The 23,902-nt window shown below is 73.3% G+C and carries 23 protein-coding genes; 10 read left to right on the forward strand and 13 right to left on the reverse strand.

What is annotated here, in order from left to right; genetic code table 11:
- Window positions 1-23 precede the first annotated feature (23 nt).
- The gene (gene uvrB, locus ACXNSR_RS10420; RefSeq protein ID WP_458641802.1) at window positions 24-2,189 is read right to left on the reverse strand and encodes an excinuclease ABC subunit UvrB; all 2,166 of its coding nucleotides are present in this window, start codon (window positions 2,187-2,189) and stop codon (window positions 24-26) included.
- 234 nt (window positions 2,190-2,423) lie between these two features.
- On the opposite strand from uvrB, the gene ACXNSR_RS10425 reads away from it, so the two are divergent.
- The 3 genes from ACXNSR_RS10425 to ACXNSR_RS10435 all read left to right on the forward strand — a co-directional run bounded on the left by ACXNSR_RS10425 (window position 2,424) and on the right by ACXNSR_RS10435 (window position 5,512).
- Window positions 2,424-3,350, forward strand: coding sequence for a glycerophosphodiester phosphodiesterase (locus ACXNSR_RS10425; protein ID WP_458641803.1), 927 nt, complete (start codon window positions 2,424-2,426; stop codon window positions 3,348-3,350).
- Window positions 3,351-3,465: 115 nt separating this feature from the next.
- Window positions 3,466-4,029, forward strand: coding sequence for a methylated-DNA--[protein]-cysteine S-methyltransferase (locus tag ACXNSR_RS10430; protein ID WP_458641804.1), 564 nt, complete (start codon window positions 3,466-3,468; stop codon window positions 4,027-4,029).
- 166 nt (window positions 4,030-4,195) lie between these two features.
- Window positions 4,196-5,512: an MFS transporter gene (locus ACXNSR_RS10435; RefSeq protein ID WP_458641805.1), complete on the forward strand. Its 1,317-nt coding sequence runs from the start codon at window positions 4,196-4,198 to the stop codon at window positions 5,510-5,512.
- Here ACXNSR_RS10435 and ACXNSR_RS10440 read toward each other — a convergent pair.
- Window positions 5,502-5,870 carry a cupin domain-containing protein gene (locus ACXNSR_RS10440; protein ID WP_458641806.1) on the reverse strand — a complete coding sequence of 123 codons (369 nt, stop codon included), beginning with the start codon at window positions 5,868-5,870 and terminating at the stop codon, window positions 5,502-5,504. The genes ACXNSR_RS10435 and ACXNSR_RS10440 overlap by 11 nt on opposite strands.
- Before the next feature lie 68 nt (window positions 5,871-5,938).
- Window positions 5,939-6,628 (reverse strand): class I SAM-dependent methyltransferase, encoded by a 690-nt coding sequence (locus ACXNSR_RS10445; RefSeq protein ID WP_458641807.1) that lies wholly within the window; start codon window positions 6,626-6,628, stop codon window positions 5,939-5,941.
- On the opposite strand from ACXNSR_RS10445, the gene ACXNSR_RS10450 reads away from it, so the two are divergent.
- Window positions 6,610-7,542, forward strand: a complete 933-nt coding sequence (locus tag ACXNSR_RS10450) for a pseudouridine-5'-phosphate glycosidase (RefSeq protein ID WP_458641808.1) — start codon at window positions 6,610-6,612, stop codon at window positions 7,540-7,542. The genes ACXNSR_RS10445 and ACXNSR_RS10450 overlap by 19 nt on opposite strands.
- Window positions 7,539-8,438 (forward strand): carbohydrate kinase family protein, encoded by a 900-nt coding sequence (locus tag ACXNSR_RS10455; protein ID WP_458641809.1) that lies wholly within the window; start codon window positions 7,539-7,541, stop codon window positions 8,436-8,438. Before ACXNSR_RS10450 ends, ACXNSR_RS10455 begins: the two co-directional genes overlap by 4 nt.
- Before the next feature lie 55 nt (window positions 8,439-8,493).
- Here ACXNSR_RS10455 and ACXNSR_RS10460 read toward each other — a convergent pair whose 3' ends face one another.
- A complete protein-coding gene (locus ACXNSR_RS10460; protein ID WP_458641810.1) occupies window positions 8,494-9,141 on the reverse strand; it encodes a nucleoside/nucleotide kinase family protein in 648 nt (215 codons plus the stop codon).
- A 93-nt stretch (window positions 9,142-9,234) separates the two neighbouring features.
- Between ACXNSR_RS10460 and ACXNSR_RS10465 the strand changes: the two genes are divergently transcribed.
- Complete coding sequence (locus tag ACXNSR_RS10465) at window positions 9,235-10,689, forward strand: WGR domain-containing protein (RefSeq protein ID WP_458641811.1); 1,455 nt, start codon at window positions 9,235-9,237, stop codon at window positions 10,687-10,689.
- Here ACXNSR_RS10465 and ACXNSR_RS10470 read toward each other — a convergent pair.
- Window positions 10,642-11,166, reverse strand: a complete 525-nt coding sequence (locus ACXNSR_RS10470) for a cupin domain-containing protein (RefSeq protein ID WP_458641812.1) — start codon at window positions 11,164-11,166, stop codon at window positions 10,642-10,644. The genes ACXNSR_RS10465 and ACXNSR_RS10470 overlap by 48 nt on opposite strands.
- A 19-nt stretch (window positions 11,167-11,185) precedes the next feature.
- Here ACXNSR_RS10470 and ACXNSR_RS10475 point away from each other — a divergent pair, with 19 nt between their 5' ends.
- Window positions 11,186-11,854, forward strand: a complete 669-nt coding sequence (locus ACXNSR_RS10475) for a DUF2293 domain-containing protein (RefSeq protein ID WP_458641813.1) — start codon at window positions 11,186-11,188, stop codon at window positions 11,852-11,854.
- On the opposite strand, the gene ACXNSR_RS10480 is transcribed toward ACXNSR_RS10475, so the two are convergent.
- Window positions 11,847-12,533, reverse strand: a complete 687-nt coding sequence (locus ACXNSR_RS10480) for a chaplin (RefSeq protein WP_458641814.1) — start codon at window positions 12,531-12,533, stop codon at window positions 11,847-11,849. The two genes, ACXNSR_RS10475 and ACXNSR_RS10480, sit on opposite strands and share 8 nt — an antisense overlap.
- Window positions 12,534-12,695: 162 nt before the next feature.
- Between ACXNSR_RS10480 and ACXNSR_RS10485 the strand changes: the two genes are divergently transcribed.
- Window positions 12,696-13,244 (forward strand): hypothetical protein, encoded by a 549-nt coding sequence (locus ACXNSR_RS10485; protein ID WP_458641815.1) that lies wholly within the window; start codon window positions 12,696-12,698, stop codon window positions 13,242-13,244.
- On the opposite strand, the gene ACXNSR_RS10490 is transcribed toward ACXNSR_RS10485, so the two are convergent.
- The 3 genes from ACXNSR_RS10490 to ACXNSR_RS10500 form a co-directional block, all read right to left on the reverse strand.
- The gene (locus ACXNSR_RS10490) at window positions 13,225-14,430 is read right to left on the reverse strand and encodes an SWIM zinc finger family protein (protein WP_458641816.1); all 1,206 of its coding nucleotides are present in this window, start codon (window positions 14,428-14,430) and stop codon (window positions 13,225-13,227) included. The two genes, ACXNSR_RS10485 and ACXNSR_RS10490, sit on opposite strands and share 20 nt — an antisense overlap.
- Window positions 14,427-17,321, reverse strand: a complete 2,895-nt coding sequence (locus ACXNSR_RS10495; RefSeq protein ID WP_458641817.1) for a DEAD/DEAH box helicase — start codon at window positions 17,319-17,321, stop codon at window positions 14,427-14,429. The genes ACXNSR_RS10490 and ACXNSR_RS10495 overlap by 4 nt, the downstream gene beginning before the upstream one ends.
- A 113-nt stretch (window positions 17,322-17,434) precedes the next feature.
- A complete protein-coding gene (locus ACXNSR_RS10500; protein ID WP_458641818.1) occupies window positions 17,435-18,700 on the reverse strand; it encodes a helix-turn-helix domain-containing protein in 1,266 nt (421 codons plus the stop codon).
- A 177-nt stretch (window positions 18,701-18,877) separates the two neighbouring features.
- On the opposite strand from ACXNSR_RS10500, the gene ACXNSR_RS10505 reads away from it, so the two are divergent.
- Both ACXNSR_RS10505 and ACXNSR_RS10510 read left to right on the forward strand, forming a co-directional pair.
- Window positions 18,878-19,501, forward strand: coding sequence for a hypothetical protein (locus tag ACXNSR_RS10505; RefSeq protein ID WP_458641819.1), 624 nt, complete (start codon window positions 18,878-18,880; stop codon window positions 19,499-19,501).
- Between the two features lie 34 nt (window positions 19,502-19,535).
- Window positions 19,536-19,802: a DUF6343 family protein gene (locus tag ACXNSR_RS10510; RefSeq protein WP_458641820.1), complete on the forward strand. Its 267-nt coding sequence runs from the start codon at window positions 19,536-19,538 to the stop codon at window positions 19,800-19,802.
- Window position 19,803: 1 nt separating this feature from the next.
- Here ACXNSR_RS10510 and ACXNSR_RS10515 read toward each other — a convergent pair whose 3' ends face one another.
- The 4 genes from ACXNSR_RS10515 to rpsA form a co-directional block, all read right to left on the reverse strand.
- Window positions 19,804-20,220: a tetratricopeptide repeat protein gene (locus ACXNSR_RS10515; protein ID WP_458641821.1), complete on the reverse strand. Its 417-nt coding sequence runs from the start codon at window positions 20,218-20,220 to the stop codon at window positions 19,804-19,806.
- 66 nt (window positions 20,221-20,286) lie between these two features.
- Complete coding sequence (gene coaE, locus ACXNSR_RS10520) at window positions 20,287-20,907, reverse strand: dephospho-CoA kinase (RefSeq protein ID WP_458641822.1); 621 nt, start codon at window positions 20,905-20,907, stop codon at window positions 20,287-20,289.
- A gap of 31 nt (window positions 20,908-20,938) precedes the next feature.
- Window positions 20,939-21,877: a PAC2 family protein gene (locus tag ACXNSR_RS10525; RefSeq protein ID WP_458643259.1), complete on the reverse strand. Its 939-nt coding sequence runs from the start codon at window positions 21,875-21,877 to the stop codon at window positions 20,939-20,941.
- Between the two features lie 218 nt (window positions 21,878-22,095).
- On the reverse strand, window positions 22,096-23,604 hold the full coding sequence (gene rpsA / locus ACXNSR_RS10530) for a 30S ribosomal protein S1 (RefSeq protein WP_030010959.1): 1,509 nt from the start codon (window positions 23,602-23,604) through the stop codon (window positions 22,096-22,098).
- Window positions 23,605-23,902 lie beyond the last annotated feature (298 nt).

Here is a 23,902-nt window from a genome sequence, read left to right on the forward strand (position 1 = left end):
CAACCCTACTGACCGGCTCCCGGTCAGGCGAGGCCCGCTTCCTTCATCTGCCGCAACTCCTTCTTCAGCTCGCCGACCTCGTCCCGGATCCGGGCCGCGACCTCGAACTGGAGCTCGGCGGCCGCGCCGCGCATGCGTTCGGTCATCTGCTCGATGAGCGCGGCCAGTTCGGCGGCGGGCCGGTCGGTGAGCACCTCGGCACCCGCGGCACCCTTAGCGGCCTTCGCCCCCTTCGAGGCCTTTGTGCCCGCCTTGGCCGCGGTCGCCCGGCCGCCGAGCGCGGGCACCGGGGCCTTGGCACCCTTGCCGTCCTTCGCCTGCCGGTATCCGGTGCCGAGGAGCTCCTCGGTGTCCAGTTCCTCGCGGGCGATGGTGGCGACGATGTCGTTGATCTTCTTGCGGAGCGGCTGCGGGTCGATCCCGTTCGCCGTGTTGTAGGCGATCTGCTTCTCGCGGCGCCGGTTGGTCTCCTCGATCGCCTTCTCCATGCCCGGCGTGATCTTGTCCGCGTACATGTGGACCTGGCCGGACACGTTGCGCGCGGCGCGGCCGATGGTCTGGATCAGGGAGGTCCCGGAGCGCAGGAAGCCCTCCTTGTCGGCGTCGAGGATCGCCACCAGCGACACCTCGGGGAGGTCGAGGCCCTCGCGGAGCAGGTTGATGCCGACCAGGACGTCGTACTCGCCGGCGCGCAGTTCGCGCAGCAGCTCGATGCGGCGCAGGGTGTCGACGTCGCTGTGCAGGTAGCGGACCTGGATGCCGAGCTCCAGGAAGTAGTCCGTGAGGTCCTCGGCCATCTTCTTGGTGAGGGTGGTGACCAGGACGCGCTCGTCCTTCTCCACCCGCTTGCGGATCTCGTGCACCAGGTCGTCGATCTGGCCCTCGGTGGGCTTGACCACGACCTCGGGGTCGATGAGGCCGGTGGGGCGGATGATCTGCTCGACGAAGCCGTCGCCGCGCGAGAGCTCGTACTTTCCGGGGGTCGCCGACAGGTAGACGGTCTGGCCGATGCGCTCCTGGAACTCCTCCCACTTCAGCGGCCGGTTGTCCAGCGCGGACGGCAGCCGGAAGCCGTGGTCGACCAGGGTGCGCTTGCGGGAGGCGTCGCCCTCGTACATGGCGCCGATCTGCGGCACGGTGACGTGCGACTCGTCGATGACCAGGAGGAAGTCCTCCGGGAAGTAGTCGATGAGGGTGTTGGGCGCGGAGCCGCGCTCGCGGTCGTCCATGTGCAGCGAGTAGTTCTCGATGCCGGAGCAGGACCCGATCTGGCGCATCATCTCCAGGTCGTAGGTGGTGCGCATGCGCAGCCGCTGCGCCTCCAGCATCTTGCCCTGCTTCTCCAGCTCGGCGAGGCGCTCGGCCAGCTCCGCCTCGATGCCGGCGATCGCCTTCTCCATGCGCTCCGGGCCGGCGACGTAGTGGCTGGCGGGGAAGACGTACAGCTCGCGGTCCTCGCTGATGACCTCGCCGGTCAGCGGGTGCAGGGTGGAGAGGGCCTCGATCTCGTCGCCGAACATTTCGATGCGGACGGCCAGTTCCTCGTAGACCGGGAAGATCTCGATCGTGTCCCCGCGCACCCGGAAGGTGCCGCGGGTGAACGCGACGTCGTTGCGCGTGTACTGGATGTCCACGAAACGGCGCAGCAGCTGGTCCCGGTCGATCTCCTCGCCCACCTTGAGGGAGACCATCCGGTCGACGTACTCCTGCGGGGTACCGAGGCCGTAGATGCAGGACACGGAGGCGACGACGATCACGTCGCGCCGGGTCAGCAGCGAGTTGGTCGCGGAGTGGCGCAGCCGCTCCACCTCCTCGTTGATCGAGGAGTCCTTCTCGATGTACGTGTCCGACTGCGGTACGTAGGCCTCGGGCTGGTAGTAGTCGTAGTACGAGACGAAGTACTCGACGGCGTTGTTCGGCAGGAGCTCGCGGAACTCGTTCGCCAGCTGGGCGGCGAGCGTCTTGTTCGGCGCCATGACCAAGGTGGGGCGCTGGAGCTTCTCGATCATCCAGGCGGTCGTCGCGGACTTGCCGGTGCCGGTCGCACCCAGCAGGACGACGTCCTTCTCACCTGCACGGATGCGCTTCTCCAGCTCGGCGATGGCCGCCGGCTGGTCGCCGCTGGGCTGGTAGGGGCTGACGACCTCGAAAGGCGCCACCGTGCGTTCGATCTTCGATACGGGCCGCATGGGTCAACCGTACGACCCTCCACTGACACTCACGCGCCCCCGCGGGCCGGCGACGCGCTCCGGCCGCACCCGGCCGCCCGGACCGCTGTCATTCGTTCTGGTCCGTTTGTCGTAGTTCGGTGGCGGCTCAGTGATCTTCAACCCCATGATCGCGGTGAAGTGCATCGCCACAACGTCTGCCGCTCCGCACCCGTCTGACGCAGGAACAGGGCTCACGACCCGAGGAGAACGCACATGTACGTCCGACCCGCCGCCGCGGCCGCCGCCGCGTTCCTGGGCTTCACTCTCACGCTCCTGGGCGGGACGGCCTCGTACGCCGCCACCGGTCCCGGAACCGCCGCCGGCACCGCTACGGGCACCGGACCCGGCCTGGCCGCACTGGGGGGCCCTGTCGTGTACGCCCACCGGGGGGCCTCCGCGTACGCCCCGGAGAACACCCTCGACGCGATCGACCTGGCGATGCAGATGGGCTTCGACTGGGTCGAGAACGACGTGCAGCGCACCAAGGACGGCGTGCTGGTGGTGATCCACGACGACACCCTGGCCCGGACCACCGACGTCGAGGAGCGGTTCCCGGGCCGGGCGCCGTGGAAGGTCAAGGACTTCACCTGGGCCGAGATCTCCGAGCTGGACGCGGGCAGCTGGTTCGGCGGGGAGTACGCGGGCGCGTCCGTGCCGAGCCTGCGGCAGTACCTCGACCGCGTGCAGCGCAACCGGCAGCGGCTGCTGCTGGAGATCAAGAAGCCGGAGCTGTACCCGGGGATCGAGGAGCAGACCCTCAAGGTGCTGGACGACGCCGGCTGGCTCGACGCCCGCCATGTCGCCCAGCGCCTGGTGGTGCAGAGCTTCAGCGCCGATTCCGTGCGCATCGTGCACGGGCTGCGCCCGGACCTGGTGACCGCCTTCCTGGGCACCCCCACCGTGGCGGACCTGCCGCGCTACGCGGAGTTCACCGACCGCATCAACCCGTGGCACACGACGATCTCGGCCGACTGGGTCTCGGCCGTGCACGGGCTGCTCGGCGCCCACGGCAAGGCCATGGAGGTGGACACCTGGATCGTGGACGACGCGGCGACCGCCCGGAAGGTGCAGGACATGGGGGTGGACGGAATCATCACCAACGCCCCGGACGTGGTCCGGGACGCGGTCGGCGGGTACTGATCCCCGGCCCCGTCCCGGCAGGCGGGGCCGGCGGCCAGGCCGTCTCTTTCGGATCTTGCCGGCCGGGATCCACAACCGTGACCGCCGTGTCGGCGGGTGGTCGTACCGTGGACACGTGGACAGCACCGAGCGGCCCCGCGGGCCGCACCTCGAATGGACCGTCGTCGCCAGCGACATCGGTCCCCTGCTCCTGGCCGCGACCCCGGAAGGTCTGGTCCGGGTCGAGTTCCATGCCGGGCCGGACCGGGTCGACCGGATGATCGGCCCGCTCGTCTCCCGGCTCGGCGCCGACGCCCGGCGTCCCGCGCCGGGCGAGGAAGCGCTGCTGGCCGAGCCGATACGCCAGCTCACCGCGTACTTCACCGGGGCCCTGCGCCGCTTCGAGCTGCCGCTGGACTGGCGTCTGAGCTCCGGCTTCAACCGGCAGGTGCTCCAGGAGCTGGACCGCTCCGTGCCCTACGGATCGGTCGTCGGGTACGGGGAGCTGGCCGCCCGGGCCGGACAGCCCGGCGCCGCCCAGGCCGTGGGCAACGCCATGGGCTCGAACCCGCTGCCGCTGGTGGTGGCCTGCCACCGGGTCGTGGAGAACGACGGGGGCATCGGCGGATTCGGCGGCGGGGTGGAGACCAAGCGGCAGCTGCTCGCACTGGAGGGCGTGCTTCCGCAGCCTCTGTTCTGAACCCGGGCCCTGACCTGCGGACCTGTCGCGCCGACGGGACGGCGGACCGGCCGGGCCCCGGCACGGTTCCGCCCGGCGGTAAGGGCTGGCACACTGCGGCGGTGACTACTCCTGCCGCCGTACCCGGCCTCCCCGCGTCCCCCGCGCCCCCTGTCACGCACCCGCGATGCCGGTGTACGCCGTGACCGCCACGCCCGGCACCGACCGGCCCGTGCGACCCCTCGGCCCGCCGGAGCTGGCCCGGCTGCAGCGCCGCACCTCCCGGGTCCTCATGGCCGGCCAGGTCCTCGGGGGCCTCGGCGTGCCGATCAGCATCGCCCTGGCCCCCGTACTCGCCACCGAGGTCAGCGGCACCGAGGCACTGTCCGGCGTCGCCTCCACCGCCGCGGTGATCGGCACCGCCCTCGTCTCGCTGCCGCTCGCCGCGCTGATGAACGCGCGCGGCCGCCGCCCCGGGCTGGTCCTGGCCTACGGGATCGGCGCCGCCGGCGCGGGCCTGGTCGTCCTCGCGGCCACGATCAGGAGCTTCCCGCTGCTGCTGCTCGGCATGGCGGCCTTCGGCGCCGCCTCCTCCGCCAACCTGCAGGCCCGGTTCGCCGCCGCGGACCTCGCGGCCCCGGACCACCGCGCCCGGGCCATCTCGGTCGTGGTCTGGGCGTCGACCGTCGGCGCGGTGCTCGGGCCCAACCTGTCGGCGCCGGCCAGCCACAGCTTCGCCGGCACCGCGATACCCGAGACGGCGGGCCCCTTCGTCTGGGCCGCCGTCGTCTTCCTGCTCACCGGCACGCTGATCGGCGTACTCCTGCGCCCCGACCCGCTGCTGACGGCCCGGGCACTCGCCGCGCCCGAGGAGCAGACCCGCGAAGGGCGCTCGCTGCGGGCCGGCTTCGCCGCCGTGAAGGCCTCGCCGCGGGCCCGGCTCGCTCTGCTCACCGTCGCCGTGTCGCACACCACCATGGTCTCGATCATGGTGATGACCCCGATGGACCTGAGCCACCACGGGGCCGGCCTGGAACTCATCGGGCTGGTGATCAGCGGTCACATCGCGGGCATGTTCGCCTTCTCCCCCGTGATGGGCTGGCTCGCGGACCGGCTCGGCCGGCTCTCCGTGATCGGACTGGCCGCGGGCCTCCTGTCCGTCGCCGCGCTGCTCGCCGGAACGGCCGGGCCCAGCCACGGCCGGAGCGCGCTCGGCCTCTTCCTGCTCGGCCTCGGCTGGTCCGCCGGGATGGTGGCCGGCTCGGCCCTGCTGACGGACTCGGTGCCGCAGCCCGCGCGGGCCGCCGTACAGGGCCTGAGCGACCTCACGATGAACGCGGCCGCCGGTGTGGGCGGAGCGGCCGCCGGACTGATCATGTCCGGGGCGGGCTACGGCTGGCTGAACGCGGTCGGCGCCGCGCTGCTGCTGCCGATGGCGGCGCTCGCGCTGTTCACGGCGCGCCGCCACCCGGTGTCCGCTTCCGCGAAGGGCGTCAGTAGCTGATGTGGTAGGCCTTGCGCAGCGTCTCGTGCACGGTCCAGGTGGTCCGGTCGCCCTCCCGGAGCACGCAGGCGGAGCCGGGTCCGACCTCCAGGGTCTCGCCGCCCTCGACCTCGACGGTGGCGCGGCCGCTGACCACCACGAAGAGCTCGTTCGCCTCGACGTCGGTGACGACACCGGGGGTGATCTGCCAGATCCCGCGCACCTGCTTGCCGTCCGCCGACTCCCACAGGACCTTGCCCGTCACGACGGGGTCGCCGGAGACGATCTGGCCGGGGTCGAGGTCGTCCGCCTCCAGCTCGACGTCCGCGACGGAGACGGAGAAGGAGGCGGGGGCGGCGGAGTGATCACTGGTGCTCATGGCGCGCCAGCCTAGTGCGGCCCGCCGCGCGAAGCGGTGACCACTGCGTCCAGGAACGGCCCGGCCGGTCAGTCACCCTGTCCAGTCGGACCGGGGCGCCGGGCGGTGAGGACCGGCTGGGGGAACCCGGTGTCGGCCGGTGCGGGCCCGACCGTCCCGTGCAGGCCGGCCTGCCGGGCGAAGGCGGCGGTCCGCTCCTGGGGCAGCGCCCAGTACGTCGCGCTCGACGTCCGTGCGGCCCAGGTGTCGCCGGCCGGCAGCAGCTGGAAGGTGATGATCCGCCCGTCGGGGCCGGTGCGCACGCGTGGGGCCCCGCTCCGCGGGCGGATCCGGAGCAGTTCGCCGCACGGGCGGGTGGAGAGCAGCAGCGGTCCGCCGGGGCGCAGCACCCGCCGGGTTTCGGCCAGTGCGGCGCGCACGTCCTCGGCGGTGAGCAGGTGCGGCAGTGCGTTGTCGGCGCAGACCACGGCGTCGAAGGCGGCGTCCGCGAAGGGCAGGGCCCGCATGTCGGCGGCGGCGACGGGGAGCGTGAGCGAGCGCTGCGCGGCCTCACGGGCGTCTCTGGGCCCGGCCCTGCCGGGTGACCGACGCGTCCCGGTCCGCGTGGATGAGGTCGTGGCGGTCGGCCGGTCCGTCCTAGAAGCCGAGCGTGTCCATGGGGGAACGCTACTCGGACAGGTTGGGACGGGTGTGGCGGGAGAGCGTTTGGGGGCGTCGATCCCGTGCCATGGATGGGGACATGTCACAGCACAGAGCATCTGAGATCCCGGTCCTGTCCGCAGAGGTGCGCGAGGCACTCGCCCGGGGGAAGCCCGTGGTGGCCCTGGAGTCGACGATCATCGCGCACGGTCTGCCCCGCCCCCGCAACCTGACGGTGGGCCTCGAACTGGAGGCCCTGGTCCGCGCGGAGGACGCGGTTCCGGCGACGATCGCGGTCCTGGACGGGGTGGCTCACGCGGGGCTGGACAAGGCGCAGCTGGAACGGATCGCGGGCGGCGAGGGCGTGCGCAAGCTCGGCCACCGGGATCTGGCGCCCGCGCTGGCGACGGGGGCGACCGGCGCGACGACGGTGTCCGCGACGGCCTTCCTCGCCGCCCGGGCGGGCCTGCGGGTCTTCGCCACGGGCGGGCTGGGTGGCGTGCACCGGGAGTGGGCGCAGACGCAGGACGAGTCGGCGGACCTGTCGCTGCTGGCCCGGACGCGGATCACCGTGGTGTGCGCCGGGGTGAAGTCGATCCTGGACGTGCCGGGCACGTTGCAGCGGCTGGAGACGCTGGGGGTGGGCGTGCTCGGCTACGGGACGGACCGTTTCCCCGGGTTCTACCTGGCCGACTCGGGCGAGCCGGTGGACTGGACCGTGCACGGGCCCGAGGAGGTCGCCGCGGTGATGGCCGCTCAGGACGCTCTGGGCGGTGCGGACTCGGCGCTGCTGGTCGCCAATCCGGTGGCGCGGGAGGAGCAGCTGGATCCCGATCTGCACGACCGGGTACTGGCACAGGCGCTCGCCGAGTGCCACGAGCGCGGAATCACGGGGCAGGCGGTGACGCCGTTCCTGCTGGGGTTCCTGGCACGGGCGACGGGCGGGGCCTCGCTGGAGGCGAACCTGGCGGCGGTGCGCGGGAACGTGCGGCTCGGGGCCCGGATCGCGGGGGCCTGGGCGGCGCGGGCGTGACCGGGCCGGGGGCGCTGCTCGTCGTCGGGGACGTGGTGACGGACGTGGTGGCGATACATCCGGAGCCGCTGGCTCCGGCCACCGACACGGCTGCCCGCATCCGGACCCTGCCGGGCGGGGCCGGGGCCAACGCGGCCTGTTGGGCGGCTCGTACGGGGACCGCGGAGGTACGGCTCCTGGCACGGGTGGGCGCCGAGTCGGCGCGGTGGCACGAGCGGGCCCTGGTGGACGCGGGGGTGCGCCCGCGGCTGGTGGTCGACGCGCAGGAGCCGACCGGCACGGTGGTCGCGCTGGTCGGCAAGGACGCGGAGCGGACGTTCCTGACTGACAGCGGGGCCTCGCTGCGGCTGTGCCCGGCCGACTGGACCCCTTCCCTGCTGGACGGGGCGGCCCACCTCCATCTGTCCGGTTATCTGTTCTTCGCCGACAGCAGCCGGGAGCTGGCCGCGATCGCGCTGCGGGCGGCCCGGGACCGCGGGGTGCAGGTGAGCGTGGACCCGGCCTCGGCCGGATTCCTGGCGGCCCTGGGGCCCCAGCGCTTCCTGGACGCCGTGGCGGGGGTGGACGTACTGCTGCCGAACGAGGACGAGGCCCGGCTGCTGGCCGGACTGCCGGATCCGGCGGACGTGGTCCGGGCGGCGGCGGAGCTCAGCCGGCTGGTGCCGCTGGTGGTGGTGACCCGCGGCGCGGCCGGGGCGCTGATCGCCGAGCGCGGCCGGATCACCGCCGAGGTCGAGGCGGAGCCGGCCCTGGCGCTGGACTCCACCGGCGCCGGGGACGCCTTCACCGGGGGCTTCCTCGCGGCCCGGCTGGACGGCGCGGACCCGGCCGGGGCCGCCCGCGCCGGGTGCCGGGCCGCGGCCCTGGCGGTGACCCGGCCGGGCGGCCGGCCGTAGGCCGCGTCCGAGCGGCCGGCCGGCCGACCGGTCCGGGCAAGCGGCGTCCGGCCCGTCAGCGGCTCCGAACGCCGGTCCAGGCGGGGTGGCGGGGGTCGTCGGCCCGGACCACCGCGTCGGCGGCCGACGCCGGGTCGGTGTCGGCCTCGTAGCGCGCGAAGGCGGGCAGCGTCCAGCGCGCGGACTCCTCGGTGCGGCGGGCGAGCGCGCCGGCGGAGAGCCGGATGTGGACGCTCAGGTCGAAGGGGAACCAGTGGCCCAGCAGCAGCGGGCCGTGCACGAGCAGCACGCCGCCGGGCGGGAGCACGACGTACGGACTGCGGGTCGCCCGGTCGGTCACCGGGTCCCAGAGGTCGGGCAGCACCCGCCCGCTGCCGCCGGGGTCGGTCGGGCCGAAGACCTCCCGCCAGAGCGCGGCCGTGTCGTACCAGCCGCCGAGGTAGGAGTCCACGTCCTGCCGGCCGAACTCGAAGCGCAGGGAGGCCGGCCGCAGGAAGCCGTCGGCCGGAACCACCAGGGACGGGCGGCCGCGCAGCCGCAGCGCTTCGGCGAGCTCACCGGCGAGCTCGCCGGTCCCGGCGGCGGGGGCGCCGTCGATGCCCACCCGCTGCCAACTGCCCGGCCCGGGGGCCCGGCCGGGATCGTCGAGGTGACCGGCGAGCCGCTCGGCCATCCGCTGCCATGTGATCGCTTCCCACTGCACGGGCCCATTGTCAGTGGTGGGCCTTAGCGTTTTTCACGAGGGATCACCGGCCGAAAGGGAGCCGGCGGCGCTGCCTTTGGGGAGAGGTTTGTCATGGCTCGGGAGACGACGTATCTGGAGCTGTCGCAGGACAACGGCGCGGCGCACAAGTTCTACGAGGTGACCGTCGACGGTACGGCCGTGTCCGTGCGGTACGGGCGCATCGGCGCGGACGGCCAGTTGCAGACCTCCGCCTTCCCCAGTGCCGAGAAGGCCCGTGCGGCCGCCGCGAAGAAGATCGGCGAGAAGGTGCGCAAGGGGTACGCCCCGGCGGTACGGGGGCAGCGCGCCGCCCGGTCGGTGACGCGCCGCCAGGTGACCTCGGCGCCCTCGACGGCGCGCGCGGTTGCTCCGGTGCTGTGGCGCTTCCGGACCGGTTCGTCGGCCTTCGGCATCCATGTGGACGAGGACCGCTGCTGGGTCGGCAACCAGGCGGGCGATGTGTACACGCTGAGCCACGGCGGTGAGGTGCTCGCCCGGTACTCGCTGCCGGACGGGGTGAAGTGCCTGGTGGCGGACGAGTTCTGGATATACGCGGGCTGTGACGACGGCACGGTGTACGACCTGTCGTCGAAGGTGCCCTTCGGGGCGTACGCGATCGCGGCGGACGTGGACATCTACTGGCTCGACATCCACGAGGGCGTGCTGAACGTCTCCGACGCGAACGGCGGCCTGACCGTCATCGACCACGAGGACGAGCACCAGTGGTCGCGGAAGTCCGGCGGGACGGGCGCCTGGATGGTCCGGGCGGACGAGCGGGCGGTCTTCCACGGGCACAGCGGCGGCGTGACGGCGTACGCGGCCGACGGCAGCGGGCAGTTGTGGCACACCGGGACCCCGGGCGGCGTGCTGTTCGGCTGGCAGGAGGACCACGCGGTGTACGCGGGCACGGTCCGCAACACGGTGCAGCGGCTCTCGAAGGCGACGGGGGCGGTGGAGGCCTCCTACGCCTGCGACGCCGCGGTGTACTCGTGCGCGACCTCGCCCGACGGGCGGCACGTCTTCGCAGGCGACTCGTCCTCCTCCGTCTACTGCTTCGACGCCGACGGGCGGCGCCTGTGGAAGCTGGGGACGGGCGGCGGGTCGGCCCTGTCCATGCAGTACCTGGACGAGCGGCTGTACCTCGTCACCACGGACGGGTCGCTGGTGTGCGTGGACGCGACCGAGCAGGCGATCGCGGCGGCCCAGCAGGGCTCGGTGCCCGCGCCCGTGGACGTGAAGTCTGCGGCGGCCCTCCCCGTGTTCACCCCGGCCGCGTCGGCCTCGGCGGTGGCGACGGTTTCGATGGCCGCGGTGGCCGCGGCGCCGGCCGGCGGTGTGGTGGTGGAGTGCGCCCAGCAGGGCGGCCGGGTCCGGGTGCAGGTGGTGTCGGAGGGCTTCGAGCCCTCCTGGAACGTCCAGTTCCCGCGCGGGATACGGGAGCCCGGCGCGCGGTACGTGGTCGAGGGACTGCACGCCGCCTCAGGGGGCTTCTACCGGGTCCGCGGAGAGATACGACGGCTTGTGTGAGCGGCATGCCGCCTGCGTGGCCCCGGCCGGTGCCGGGGTGGGTATCGCGAAGGGCGTGCCCGGTGGGAGCGCGGGGGTCACATGGAGTATGACCGGCTCGGTGCCGAGGTTGTGGCCCAGGTGTATGTGGCCTATGCCCGCGGGTTCCACGAAGGTGGTCCCGGTCGTGTGCACCTCGACGGTGCGGTCGTGCAGGACCCGCGTCAGGGTCCCGGCCAGGACCACCGCCTCCAGTCTGACCCGGTGGAAATGCCAGCCTGTGCAACCGCCCGGCGGTATGACCACCTCCCGGCCAGTCTCGACCGTGGCGGCGCATGCTCCACCGGGCCGTGCCGTCATCGTCAGATGCCCACCCATGTGCTCCTCCTCGACGGACCTCCTGCGGTCCACCGCCCCACGGTAAGAGGGCCTCGGGATATCCAGGAACACTCGACGAAACATCAACATGCCTTCTTCACCAGGTGATATGAGGGTCATACAGCGGTATCACACCTCTATGAGCCTGGTGGTTTTTGAGTCGCTGAAGCAGATCCACTGCGCCGACTGCCGGCAGGGCCCGCTCCGGCACCTCGTCCGCGAGTCCGGCGTACCCCGCTGCCTGGACTGTACGGATCTCGGCCATCTCGTGTACCTCCCGCGGGGGGACACGGCGCTCACCCGCCGCTCCCGCGAGGCCAGTTCGCTCTGCGCCGTCGTCGTGCGCTTCAACAGGCGCCGGCACCGCTACGAGCGCCTGGGGCTGCTCGTCGAGGAGGCCGCGCTGGCGCACGCGGAGCTCGCCTGCCTCGCGGACTCCGAGGCGCGGGCGCGCCGCCGGGAGCGCGACCGGCGGCGGCGTTCGGCCGAGGACATCCGGTTCACGGCCGCCTTCGCCGCCGAGATCGTGCGGCTGTTTCCCGGATGTCCGGCCGACCGGGCCGTGGCGATCGCCGCCCATGCCTCGGTGCGCGGCAGCGGCCGGGTGGGCCGTACCGCCGCCGGCCGCGCCCTCGACGAACTGGCGGTCTCCGTCGCGGTCAGGGCGGCGGTGCGGCACACCGACACCGAGTACGACGCCCTGCTGATGGCGGGTGTCCCCCGGTTCGCGGCCCGCGCACGGCTGGCCGCGCGGATCGACGCCATCCTGGACGGATGGCGTACGCCGCCCTCGGGGGAGATCAGTTGAGGCGGAAGCGACGGTAGAGGAGCACTCCGCCGAGGAGGAGCGCGCCCGCGCCGGGGACCAGGTATCCGGCACCATCGGCCCCGGTGTGGGCGAGAGCCTCGTGCCGCGGGGCCTCGGGCGGGGTGACCCGCGTGACCGGCTTGGTGGGCACGGCCGGGACGACCGGGGTCACCGGCTTCTCGACGACGGGCGGCTGGACGGGCGGCTGAACGGGCTTGCCGCCCGTGGGCTCCTCGCCGTTGACGGACGTGTTGCCGACCGAGGGGTTGCCGATGCCGACCACGTTCACCGAGTTGCCGCTGACGTTCAGCGGGAGGTCGACGGGGAGCTGGAGCCCGTTGCCGGAGAGCACTCCGGGAGAATCCTTTCCGCTTCCCTGGGCGTGCGCCCCGCCGTCGTTGGCACCTGTCTGCTTCGAACCATGCGTGGAGCTCGCGCCGGAATGCCCGCCGCCACCCCCGGCCGCTCCGTCGTTGCTACAGCGGTTCCCGGCGGCCGGGTTGAGCAGGCCGACCACGTTCACGGTGTTCCCGCACGCGTTCACCGGGAGGTTCACCGGCAGTTGTACGAGGTTCCCGGACAGCAGCCCCGGCGAGCGCTCGGCCCGGCCACCCGCGTCCGCGTCGGCGTGGGCGAATCCGCCCACGCCCGCGACCGCCAGTCCGCCTCCCGCAACCACTGCCGCGATGAAGCCATTCCGACGACTGTGACGCATCAGTTTCCCTGCCTTCCGGACGAGTTCGCGGGCAATGTCCCCGCACCGGAACAACGCTCTGACCCCATTCGGGTTATAGAGGGGGTAGACATTTCACTCAATCGTGTACTGGGTAGTGGGTACTTCATGACCGATCGCCCGCTGCTCCTCCTCGACGTGGACGGCCCCCTCAACCCGTTCCGCTCGCCCCTCGCCGGTCTGCGCGGATACCGGAGCCACCGGATGTGGCCCGACGTCTGGCTCTCCTACCGCGACCCGGAGTCCCGCAAGGCCCGGCGCGGCGCCCGGGTGCGACTCCACCCCTCCCACGGCTCCCGGCTGCTGGCCCTGCCGTTCGAGCTCACCTGGGCCACCGCCTGGACGCACCAGGCCAACACGATGATCTCCCCGCACATAGGCCTGCCGGGTGACCTCGCCGTCGTCGAGTGGCCCGAACTCTTCGCCGACGACCCCGACGGCCTCTCCTGGAAGACCCGCCATCTGCGCGACTGGGCGGCCGGCCGCCCCTTCGCCTGGGTGGACGACATGATCACCGCGCGCGACCGCGCCTGGGTCGCCGAACACCACCCGGCCCCGGCCCTCCTGCTGCGCATCCACCCGCGCCACGGCCTGCGCGACCGCGACTTCACCACCCTGACCCGCTGGGCCGAGGGCATCAGCCCAGCAGGGCGCTGACCGGGTCCGCGCAGGGGCGGCCCGTCGGCCACCAGTCCTGGTCGCCGTGGCGGTCCTCGTAGGAGTACCAGAGGCCGTCACGGCCGAGTCGGAGCTGGCGGGCACCGATCGTCAGGCGGTTGCGGTCGGGACGGAAGGAGCCCTGGCCGGCGGCGAGGAGGGCCGGGCGGGCCCGGTCGAAGGGGCCCGCCGGCGGGTCCCAGGACTCTTCGAGGGCATCGAGGGCCGGCCGTCCGCCCTGGCGCCAGGCCGCCGCGGCCCGGGCCAGATCGGTGGTGCTGCGGCCGGTGGCGCGGGCCAGGTCCCGGTACAGGGCGCGGGCCGCGCCCGTCAGCCCCGCCGTGGGGTGCGCGGACGCCAGCCGGACGGCGTCCTGCCACACGGTGAGCCCGGCGATCGGGTCCTCCCCGGTGGTCAGCAGGGCCAGGGCACGGGCGGCCGCGTCGGAGGCGAGCTGGTCGAGGGCCAGCGGGTCGGGCGCCGCCGGGTCGGCCGGGTAGGAGGGCGGAAGGCCGACCGCGGCGGGCGCGGGAAGCGGCGCCGGCAGCGGCGGCAGGACCGTGCGGGCGAGCGCCGCACGGGCCGCGACGCCGGGGAAGCCGGGCGCAGCGTCAGGCTGTTCGCGCGCGGCATGGGCGGCATTGCGGCGGGTGAGCTCGTCGAGCAGCTCCCGCTCGCCCCGGCCGCGCAGGAGCAGCAGGACGAAGGGGTCCTCGTCCAGGAGCCGGGCTGCCCGGTAGCACAGGGCCGCCGCGTGCTTGCACGGCGGACGCCCGAAGTCCGGGCAGGAGCAGTGCGGGACCAGCTCGCCCGCGCCGGGCAGGACGGTCCCCGCGAGCGACTGCGGGACCTCCCTCTCCAGCAGGGCGGCGAGCGCCGTGGGGTCGGCCGCGACCGACTCCAGCAGTTCGTCCCACTCCGGGTCCGCGAAGGCGGGCAGGGTCAGCTCGGTGCGGTACGGGCGGGGCCGGCTGCCCCGGACGTACGCCACGATCCGGCCGGGGGTGACGGTGACCGCGCTGACGTTTCCCGCGTCGGCGTACGTACGGCCCCGGGCCAGGCGGGCCGGGTCGTGGGAGACCTCCTCCAGCGCCGACACCCAGGCCCGGCCCCACCAGCTCACCGCCTCTGCCCCGGCGGGCACGGTCTCGAAGGTGCGGCGGCGGTCGTCCCGCGCGGTGATCATCCGGGCCTCCGCAGGGAGACGAGGTCGGCCAGCTCGCGGTCGGTCAGCTCGGTCAGCGCCGACTCCCCGGAGCCCAGGACGGCGTCCGCCAGGGCCCGCTTCGCCTCCAGCATCTCGGCGATCCGGTCCTCGACGGTGCCTTCCGCGATGATCCGGTGGACCTGGACGGGCTGGGTCTGGCCGATGCGGTAGGCGCGGTCGGTGGCCTGTTCCTCGACGGCCGGGTTCCACCAGCGGTCGAAGTGGATGACGTGCCCGGCCCGGGTGAGGTTCAGCCCGGTGCCCGCCGCCTTCAGGGACAGCAGGAAGACGGGCACCTCGCCCGCCTGGAAGCGGTCGACCAGCTCCTCACGGTGCGGCACCGGCGTCCCGCCGTGGAGGAGCTGCGAGCTGATCCCCCGGGCCCGCAGGTGCCGTTCGATCAGGCGGGCCATTGTCACGTACTGGGTGAAGACCAGCACCGAACCGCCCTCGGCGAGGATCGTGTCCAGCAGCTCGTCGAGCAGGGCGAGTTTGCCCGAGCGGTGCGGGATCCGGGGCTGCTCCTCCTTCAGGTACTGCGCGGGGTGGTTGCAGATCTGCTTCAGCGAGGCCAGCAGCTTCATGATCATGCCGCGCCGTTCCATGCCCTCGCTCGACTCGATCACGGCCATCGCCTCGTCCACGGCCGCCCGGTAGAGCGACGCCTGCTCCCTGGTGAGGGAGACCGGATGGTCGGTCTCCGTCTTCGGCGGCAGCTCGGGCGCGATGCCGGGGTCGGACTTCTTGCGGCGCAGCAGGAACGGCCGCACCAGCGCGGACAGCCGGGCGACCGCCGCCTCGTTGCCGCCGTCCTCCTCCTGCTGGTGCTCCACCGGCCGGGCGTGGCGGGCCCGGAAGGTGGTCAGCGGGCCCAGCAGCCCCGGCGTGGTCCAGTCGAGCAGCGCCCACAGTTCGGAGAGGTTGTTCTCCACCGGGGTACCGGTCAGCGCCACCCGGGCCGGCGCGGGCACCGTGCGCAGCGCCTTCGCGGTCGCCGAATGCGGGTTCTTGACGTGCTGCGCCTCATCGGCGACGACCAGGCCCCAGCTCTGTTCGGCGAGCAGGGCGGCGCTGGCGCGCATCGTGCCGTACGTGGTGAGGACGAACCCGCCCGCGCAGGACGTGAGGTCCTCGGCGCTGCGGCCGTTTCCGTGGAAGCGGCGCACGGGCGTGCCGGGGGCGAACCTCTCGATCTCCCGCTGCCAGTTGCCGAGGAGGGACGCGGGACAGACCACGAGGGTGGGCTCCGGCCGGTCCCGGTGCAGGTGCAGCGCGATCAGCGTGACGGTCTTGCCGAGGCCCATGTCGTCGGCGAGGCAGCCGCCGAGGCCGAGCGAGGTCATCAGGTCGAGCCAGGCGAGGCCGCGCGCCTGGTAGTCGCGCAGGGTGGCCTTCAGGGCGGCGGGCTGCGGCAGCGGGGCCTGCTCCCCCGTCAGCCGGTCCCGCAGGGCGGCCAGCGCTCCCACGGGCACCGCCTCGACCGTCGCGCCGTCGATCTCGGCGGTCCCCGACAGTACGGTGGCCAGCGCGTCGACCGGGTCCAGGACACCCAGCTCCCGCTTGCGCGCCTTGCGCACCAGCTCCGGATCGACGCGCACCCACCGGTCGCGCAACCGGACGACGGGCCGGTGCGCCCGGGCCAGCGCGTCCATCTCCCCCGGGGTCAGGCGGTCGCCGCCCAGCGCCAGCTCCCAGGAGAAGGCGAAGAGGTGCTCGGCGTCGAAGAAGGCGGTCCCGTCGATCGCCGAGCCGGGTGCGGTGGACCGTACGACGGCGGTCGCCGACAGCGTACGGGCCAGCTCGCGCGGCCAGTGGACCAGGACCCCGGCGGCGGCCAGCCGGCTCGCGGCCACCCCCAGCAGGTCCTCCAGCTCAGGGTCGGACAGGGCCAGGGCATCGGGCACGGGCTGGTCCAGCAGGCGCAGCAGCGGCGGCCAGACCCGGGCGGCCCGGCGCAGCGCGAGCACGGCGTCGATCCGGGCGCGCGGGCCGAACCCGGCCGCCGCCGTGCCCGCCCACAGCTGCCCGGCGTCGGTGACCAGGGTCGGGTCGGCGAGGCTGTGCACCTGGACGACGGCGGCTCCGGCGCGCCTGGTGCCGGCGTCCTCGGCCTCGTCGAAGAGCCGGAAGGAGGACAGGTCGAGCCGGAGCGAGATCCCGACGCCGGTGTCGGAGCCGGCCGCGACCTGCGCGGCCCAGTCCTGTATCCCGGGCACCCGCTGCGGGTCCCGCGCGGCGAACGGCCGCCCGGCGGCCACGGCGGCGGCCGGGGTCCGGGGCAGGCCGTCGGCGACGGCGTCGAGGAACGCGCGGACCAGTGCCTCCGGTTCGGGCAGCTGGAGCGGGCGGCGCCCGGCCAGGGGCGTCGCGTACCCCTCGTGCGGCAGGGCGGCGGCGACCGCGCGCAGGTGGTCGACGTCGGCGGCGTCGAGCGGCCCGGCACGCCAGGCGTCGATGCCGTCGGGGGTCAGTCCCGGGAGGAGCCGGCCACGGGCGGCGAGGGTGAGCGCCTGCCGGGCGGCGGTGCCCCAGGCGCGGGTGGCGGGATGCGCGGCGGGGCTGTGGGGCGCCTGGGCGAGCAGGGGCAGGGCGGCGGTGACGGAGAAGCTCACCGCGGGAACGGTCCGGCTGCGGGCCCCGTCGCCGTGCGGGCGTACGACGGTCAGCGGCGCCGCCGTGCCCGCCTCGGGCAGGGCGTCGCCGTTGGGCGCCCAGAAGGCGACCCGCCCCTCGCGGGGGACCGCGGCGGGCAGGAAGACCGCAGCGTGGCGCAGCAGCGCGGTGGCCTGCGGCAGCGCCGAGCGCTGCGGCTGCGGCTGCGGCTGCGGCTGCGGCTGCGGCTGCGGCTGCGGCTGCGGCTGCGGTGTCATGGTGCGTCCCCCTCCCGTCTCCCCGTCGATCCGTCGACGGCCCTGCGCCTCGACCGGTCCCCTCTGCCGACGAGTCTAGGCGCGACCACCGACAACGCCCCCTGACCTGCGGTTCAGCGGGCCCAGCGGCCCTGCTCCGGCGCGTATCCGTACACGGGCCGGCCGGTGGCGGCGCTCGTGCGCAGCGGCCGCCCGCCCTCGTCGATGCGCAGGGTGCCCGACCCTGACGGGCCGGTCCACCGCAGGTCGAGGACCCAGTCGCAGTCGCATCCCGTGGTGGCCGCCACCACCCGCAGGACGGCCGGTTCGGCCGCGGAGACGCGCAGCGGGAAGGCGGGGGCGGGCAGGGTGCTGCCGCCGTCGTTCCCGGCGGCGGGCCGGGCCAGTGGGCGCGGCGCGTCCAGATTGACGGCGAACGCGGCGGGGGTGAGCCCGCCGCCGCAGCCCTGCGACATCTGGTAGACGTTCCAGGCCGGCGGCGTGCGGCGGGCGATCACCCGTACCTCCAGGTCCTCCAGGACCACGGCGCCCCCGCCGGTGCCGTGCAGGGTGACCTCCACGATCTGCGTTCCGGCGTGCACGGCGCGCTGCGCCGCCGCCCAGGCGGGCGCGTCCGCCTCCACGGGCGGTGGGGGCACCGATCCCGGACCGCGCTCGGACAGGTAGGCGTGGTCGCAGCCCGCGGTCCACACGTGCGACCGCACCGCCGCTTTCAGGGGAACCGCCGGGGCCCGGCCCGGAGCCGACGGTGACACGGTGGTTCCGCCCGGCGCCGGGGCCGTCGTCCCGGTCGGCCCCGGCGACCCGGCCGACGGCGTCGGTTCCGGTCCGTCCGTCGACGCCTGGGCCGGGGCGGACCCCGGCCCAGGCGACACCGGCGCGCTCGGACCCGCGCTCGCCCCTGTGCGCGTACCGGCGTGCGGCGCGCCCGGCCCGGGACCGGTCGCCGCCAGCAGCGCCACCGCCACCGCCCCGGCCGCCACCCCGGCCGCGGCGACCACGGCCGCCCGTCGCCGGTACCAGACCCCCCGGGCCACCGGCTCGGGGTCCGGCAACACCACCACGGTCGGCGCCGGCTCCGGACCCGGACCCGGACCCGGCGCCGGATCCGACTCCGGTGCCTCCACGGTCCCCGCGCGCCGCCGGGCGTCCGCCAGCAGCCACGCCCGGTGCAGGTCCAGCGCCTCCTCCCGCGTCGCACCGCAGGCCCGGGCGAAGCGGTCCACCACCGCGAACTCCGCCGGCAGCGCCTCCCCCTTGCAGTACCGGTGCAGCGTCGACGTGCTCGTGTGCAACCGGCGCGCCAGGGCCCCGTAACTGAGCCCGGCCCGCTCCTTCAGCTCCCGCATCAGCCGTGCGAAATCCTCGGCCTCGCTCACGCTCTCCCCCGTTCCGCGTCCCGCGCCCGCGTTCCATGCCTGAGGTGTTCCCCCAGGTGACGGCACGTATGGCCGTTCCGGCGTCCCGGATCCGCCGATGTCCGTCGCCCGCCGCGCCGGTCGGGGAACAGGATCGTCGGGCACACACCACCACCGCTCTCACGGGGAGAACCGAACATGTTCCGACGTTCCGGCACCGCCACCACCCTCGCCACCGCCCTCGTCGCGGCGGCGGCCGCGCTCGTACTGACCGCCTCCGCCGCCACCTCGGCCGCGGCCGCCACCGCGCCCGGCTTCCTGGCCGGCACCGACCTTCCGCCGCACCCCACCTCGCCCTGGTACGCCGGAGCGGTCACCGCGGGGCTGCCCGAGTCCGCCCCGTTCTGCCTGGAGGGCGTGCTTCCGGCCGCGGGCAGCTGGCACCGCGTCTTCGGCACCGAGTACGACACCGGCGCCGTGCAGGTCTCCGTACGGTCCGCCTCGCCCGCCGCGGCGGCCAGGCTCGCGGGCGTCCTGGAGCGCAAGGTCGCCGCCTGCGCCGCCGACTGGCTGCGCGGGACCCCGGGCGGCACCGCCTCCTGGCAGGACTACGGCACCCTCCCCGTGGAGGAGGGTGCGCACGTCTACGGGGTCCACACCTCGATCCCCGAGTCCGAGCCCGGGGTGCACCTGTACGGGATCGGGCGCGACGGCTCCACCGTGACCGTCGTGCAGTGGGGCGAGATGGGCGATCTGTCCCACGCCCCGGTCGCCGGTTTCAAGAAGACGACGACCAAGGCCGTGCACAGGCTCAACCCCTGACCGGGGCGGGGTGGGACCATGGATACGAGAGGCGATGACCATGCGTTCCGGGAATGAGCCGGTGACCGCGCGCAGTCCGCTGCGGCTGCGGTTCTGGCTGGGTGTGTGGGGTCTGGTCTGGGCCGCCTTCGGCACGGCCGTGTTCTCGCTGGTGGGCCGTCCCGGGTGGGCGGCCGCCTGCGGGGTGCTGGCGGTGGTCGTGGCCGTGGACCTGTTCATGATCGTGCGCCACATCCACCAGGGGCCCCACTACCAGCCCGGCCGGGACATCCCTCCGTACGAGCCGCCGCACAGCCGGTGAGTCAGGCGGGGCCGGCTCCGGCCGGGCCCTCTGCGGCCGGGCCCTCGAAGCGGGCCGCCTCCAGGTATTCGGGCCTCGGGTCGAGGGCCGCGGCGAGGCGGAAGTGCCTGCGCGCCTGCTCGGGCCGGCCCGAGCGCTCGAACGTACGGGCCAGCGCGAAGTGGGCGAAGGCGTTGTCCGGTTCCCGCTCCAGCACCAGCTCGAACTCCAGCTCGGCCGGTCGCAGTTGGGCCGCCGCGAAGAAGGCCCGGGCGCGCAGCAACCGTGCCGCCGTGTTCTCCGGGTGGGCGGCTATGACCGAATCGAGCAGCTTGACCGCGCCGCGCGGGTCCCGGGCGGCGAGCAGCTGCTCGGCGGCCCGGAAGTCGATGACGTGGGTTTCCGGGCTGGACGGGGTGGGGCGCGTGGTCTCGGACACGTTCGAAATCCTTCCCTCTCCGGGCGCGTTCAACGCCCCCGCCCCACCCGCTATTCCATGCACACGTCAGCCGTGCGGATCAGGCCGCCCGCCCGCCGCCCGCGCCCTGAGCTCGTCCCACACCTTGCGCACCTGCGGCTCCAGCGCTTCCAGGGGACCGTCGTTGTCGATCACCAGGGTCGCCACCGCGAGCCGCTGCTCCCGGGTCGCCTGCGCGGCCATCCGGGCCCGCGCCTCCTCCTCGGCCATTGCGCGCAGCGCGGTCAGCCGTGCCAGCTGGGTCGCCGGGGCCGCGTCCACGACCACGACCAGGTCGTAGAGGGGCGCCAGGCCGTTCTCGGTGAGCAGCGGTACGTCGTGCACCACGATCGCGTCGGTCCCCGCGGCGGCTTCCAGCTCCGCCGACCGGGCTCCCACCAGGGGGTGCACGATCGCGTTAAGGGTCTGTAGCTTCGCCGGGTCCGCGAACACGATGGACCCCAGTTTCGGCCGGTCCAGCGTCCCCTCCGCGGTCAGCACCGACTCTCCGAAGGCCGCCACGACGGCCGCGAGTCCCGGCGTACCGGGCTCCACGACCTCGCGCGCGATCCGATCGGCGTCGACGACGATCGCCCCGTACCCCGCCAGCAGTCGCGAGACCTCGCTCTTGCCGGCACCGATTCCGCCCGTCAGGCCTACTTTCAGCATGCCCCGCAGCATAGGGGGCCCCGCCCGTACGTCAGTTCTCGCCCTCGCGCTCCGCCAGGAACCGCTCGAACTCGCGCCCGATCTCGTCCGCCGACGGCAGCTCCGCCGGCTCGGCGATCATGTTGCCCCGGGTCTCCGCGCCGGCGGCCGCGTCGTACTGGTGCTCCAGCCCCTGCACCAGGCTGACCAGCTCCTCGTCGCCCTCCCGGATCTGCCGGTCGATCTCCGTCTGCGTGCGGTGCGCCTCGGTGCGAAGCGCGTGCGCCACGGCCGGGAGCACCAGCCCGGTCGCCGCCGTGATCGCCTCCAGCACCGTCAGTGCGGCGTCCGGGTACGCGGAGCGCGCGATGTAGTGCGGCACGTGCGCGGCGACACCCAGCACGTCGTGCCCGGCCTGGGCGAGGCGGAACTCCACCAGGGACTCGGCGCTGCCCGGTACCTGGGCCTCGTCGAAGGGGCTGCGGTGGCCCGGCATGAGGTCGGTGCGGTTGCCGTGCGGGGTGATGCCCACGGGACGGGTGTGCGGGACGCCCATCGGGATGCCGTGGAAGTTGACGGACAGCCGGACGCCGAGGCGCTCGACGATCTGCCGGACGGCGACGGCGAAGCGCTCCCACTCCACGTCCGGCTCCGGGCCGGACAGCAGCAGGAAGGGAGCTCCGGTGGCGTCCTGGACGAGCCGGACCTCCAGCCGGGGCTCCTCGAACTCCGTCCAGTGGTCGCGCTGGAAGGTCAGCAGCGGGCGCCGGGCCCGGTAGTCCACCAGCCGGTCCGCGTCGAAGCGGGCGACCACCTGGTGGGGCAGGGTGTCCAGGAGCCGCTCGACGATCTGCTCGCCGGCCTCACCCGCGTCGATGTACCCCTCGAAGTGGTACAGCATGACCAGCCCGGCCGAGTCCTGGGCGACCGCCAGGTCGGCCACCGCCAGGCCCTTGGCGTCCCATTCGTACAAACCCTGTGGATCAAGCACCGTCACCACTCCTCCTCGCCTCGTTCTCAGCCAAGAACGTCCAAGGCGGCCCGGCCATTCCCCAGTTGGCCGCATTCACGCCGCATTCACAGGAACGCGGCGGATCACGAGGGGGACCGGACGGGGAAACGCGGTGAGGCCCGCCCCCCGAAGGGGACGGGCCTCACCGTTCAACGCGATTCAGCTCTGCTCACACCGGAGTGCGATGCGCGCTGCGATCAGCTCTGGCCGCCGGCCAGCTTCTCGCGGAGCGCGGCCAGGGCCTCGTCCGACGCCAGGGCGCCGGAGGTCTCGTCCGACTCCGAGGAGTACGAACCACCCGAGATGCCCGCACCGGCGTTGCCACCGGCGGCCGGGGCGGCAGCGCCCTCGGCGGCAGCGGCCTCGTCGGCCTCGCGGCTCTTGATGACCTGAGCCTGGTGCTGCTCGAAGCGCTGCTGCGCCTCGGCGTACTGGGTCTCCCAGGCCTCGCGCTGCTTGTCGAAGCCCTCGAGCCAGTCGTTGGTCTCGGGGTCGAAGCCCTCGGGGTAGATGTAGTTGCCCTGGTCGTCGTAGGACGCGGCCATGCCGTACAGGGTCGGGTCGAACTCGACCGACGCCGGGTCGGCACCGAAGGACTCGTTGGCCTGCTTCAGGGACAGCGAGATCCGGCGACGCTCGAGGTCGATGTCGATGACCTTGACGAAGATCTCGTCGTTGACCTGGACGACCTGCTCCGGGATCTCCACGTGGCGCTCGGCCAGCTCGGAGATGTGGACCAGACCCTCGATGCCCTCGTCCACGCGGACGAACGCACCGAACGGAACCAGCTTGGTGACCTTACCCGGGACGACCTGACCGATCTGGTGCGTACGGGCGAACTGCTGCCACGGGTCCTCCTGCGTCGCCTTCAGCGACAGGGAGACACGCTCGCGGTCCATGTCCACGTCGAGAACCTCGACGGTGACCTCCTGGCCGACCTCGACAACCTCGGACGGGTGGTCGATGTGCTTCCAGGACAGCTCGGAGACGTGGACGAGACCGTCGACGCCACCCAGGTCCACGAAGGCACCGAAGTTGACGATCGAGGACACGACGCCGGAGCGGACCTGACCCTTCTGCAGGGTGGTGAGGAACGTCTGGCGAACCTCGGACTGGGTCTGCTCCAGCCAGGCGCGGCGGGACAGGACCACGTTGTTGCGGTTCTTGTCCAGCTCGATGATCTTCGCCTCGAGCTCCTTGCCCACGTAGGGCTGGAGGTCGCGGACACGACGCATCTCGACGAGAGAGGCCGGCAGGAAGCCGCGGAGGCCGATGTCGAGGATGAGACCACCCTTGACGACCTCGATGACGGTACCGGTGACGATGCCGTCTTCTTCCTTGATCTTCTCGATCGTGCCCCAGGCACGCTCGTACTGAGCGCGCTTCTTGGACAGGATCAGACGGCCTTCCTTGTCCTCCTTCTGGAGAACCAGGGCCTCGATCTCGTCGCCGACCTTGACGACCTCGTTCGGGTCGACGTCGTGCTTGATCGAGAGCTCACGGCTCGGGATCACGCCTTCGGTCTTGTAACCGATGTCGAGCAGGACCTCGTCCCGGTCGACCTTCACGATGACGCCGTCGACGATGTCGCCGTCGTTGAAGTACTTGATCGTCTCGTCGATCGCGGCGAGGAAGGCTTCCTCGTTACCGATGTCGTTGACCGCTACCTGCGGAGTGGTAGAGGTGGTCTCGGTGCTGCTCGTCATGTGGGAAAGGGCTCCGGTTACGGACAGAAAGTCGTAGGTACTGCTACGCCGGGAGCCCTTATCGGCATCTGCCGAAGAAGCCGGACAGCCAAGGAGACCCCCTTCCGCGAAGAGCGGTGGGGCCTCGAAAACCGAGGGGACATCAACAGATGCAAGCGCAGCCTGCTAGGTCTGAGGAGCACAGGCTCGCAGCGCAACTTGTAGCATACGGGGGCAGCCGGACAGGGTCAATGCGCGAAGGCGCACACCCCGGGCGGATCACCGCACAACCGGCACAATTCATGGGCGGGAAGCCCTT

This window comes from Streptomyces sp. NC-S4 (assembly GCF_054353315.1).

Excerpts from the sequence above, each read along its gene's own strand:
- uvrB (WP_458641802.1), bottom strand. The coding sequence starts at position 2,189 with ATGCGGCCCGTATCGAAGATCGAACGCACGGTGGCGCCTTTCGAGGTC.
- ACXNSR_RS10425 (WP_458641803.1), top strand. The coding sequence starts at position 2,424 with ATGTACGTCCGACCCGCCGCCGCGGCCGCCGCCGCGTTCCTGGGCTTC.
- ACXNSR_RS10435 (WP_458641805.1), top strand. The coding sequence starts at position 4,196 with ATGCCGGTGTACGCCGTGACCGCCACGCCCGGCACCGACCGGCCCGTG.
- ACXNSR_RS10440 (WP_458641806.1), bottom strand. The coding sequence starts at position 5,870 with ATGAGCACCAGTGATCACTCCGCCGCCCCCGCCTCCTTCTCCGTCTCC.
- ACXNSR_RS10450 (WP_458641808.1), top strand. The coding sequence starts at position 6,610 with ATGTCACAGCACAGAGCATCTGAGATCCCGGTCCTGTCCGCAGAGGTG.
- ACXNSR_RS10445 (WP_458641807.1), bottom strand. The coding sequence starts at position 6,628 with ATGCTCTGTGCTGTGACATGTCCCCATCCATGGCACGGGATCGACGCC.
- ACXNSR_RS10465 (WP_458641811.1), top strand. The coding sequence starts at position 9,235 with ATGGCTCGGGAGACGACGTATCTGGAGCTGTCGCAGGACAACGGCGCG.
- ACXNSR_RS10470 (WP_458641812.1), bottom strand. The coding sequence starts at position 11,166 with ATGACCCTCATATCACCTGGTGAAGAAGGCATGTTGATGTTTCGTCGA.
- ACXNSR_RS10475 (WP_458641813.1), top strand. The coding sequence starts at position 11,186 with ATGAGCCTGGTGGTTTTTGAGTCGCTGAAGCAGATCCACTGCGCCGAC.
- ACXNSR_RS10485 (WP_458641815.1), top strand. The coding sequence starts at position 12,696 with ATGACCGATCGCCCGCTGCTCCTCCTCGACGTGGACGGCCCCCTCAAC.
- ACXNSR_RS10490 (WP_458641816.1), bottom strand. The coding sequence starts at position 14,430 with ATGATCACCGCGCGGGACGACCGCCGCCGCACCTTCGAGACCGTGCCC.
- ACXNSR_RS10495 (WP_458641817.1), bottom strand. The coding sequence starts at position 17,321 with ATGACACCGCAGCCGCAGCCGCAGCCGCAGCCGCAGCCGCAGCCGCAG.
- ACXNSR_RS10505 (WP_458641819.1), top strand. The coding sequence starts at position 18,878 with ATGTTCCGACGTTCCGGCACCGCCACCACCCTCGCCACCGCCCTCGTC.
- ACXNSR_RS10510 (WP_458641820.1), top strand. The coding sequence starts at position 19,536 with ATGACCATGCGTTCCGGGAATGAGCCGGTGACCGCGCGCAGTCCGCTG.
- coaE (WP_458641822.1), bottom strand. The coding sequence starts at position 20,907 with ATGCTGAAAGTAGGCCTGACGGGCGGAATCGGTGCCGGCAAGAGCGAG.
- rpsA (WP_030010959.1), bottom strand. The coding sequence starts at position 23,604 with ATGACGAGCAGCACCGAGACCACCTCTACCACTCCGCAGGTAGCGGTC.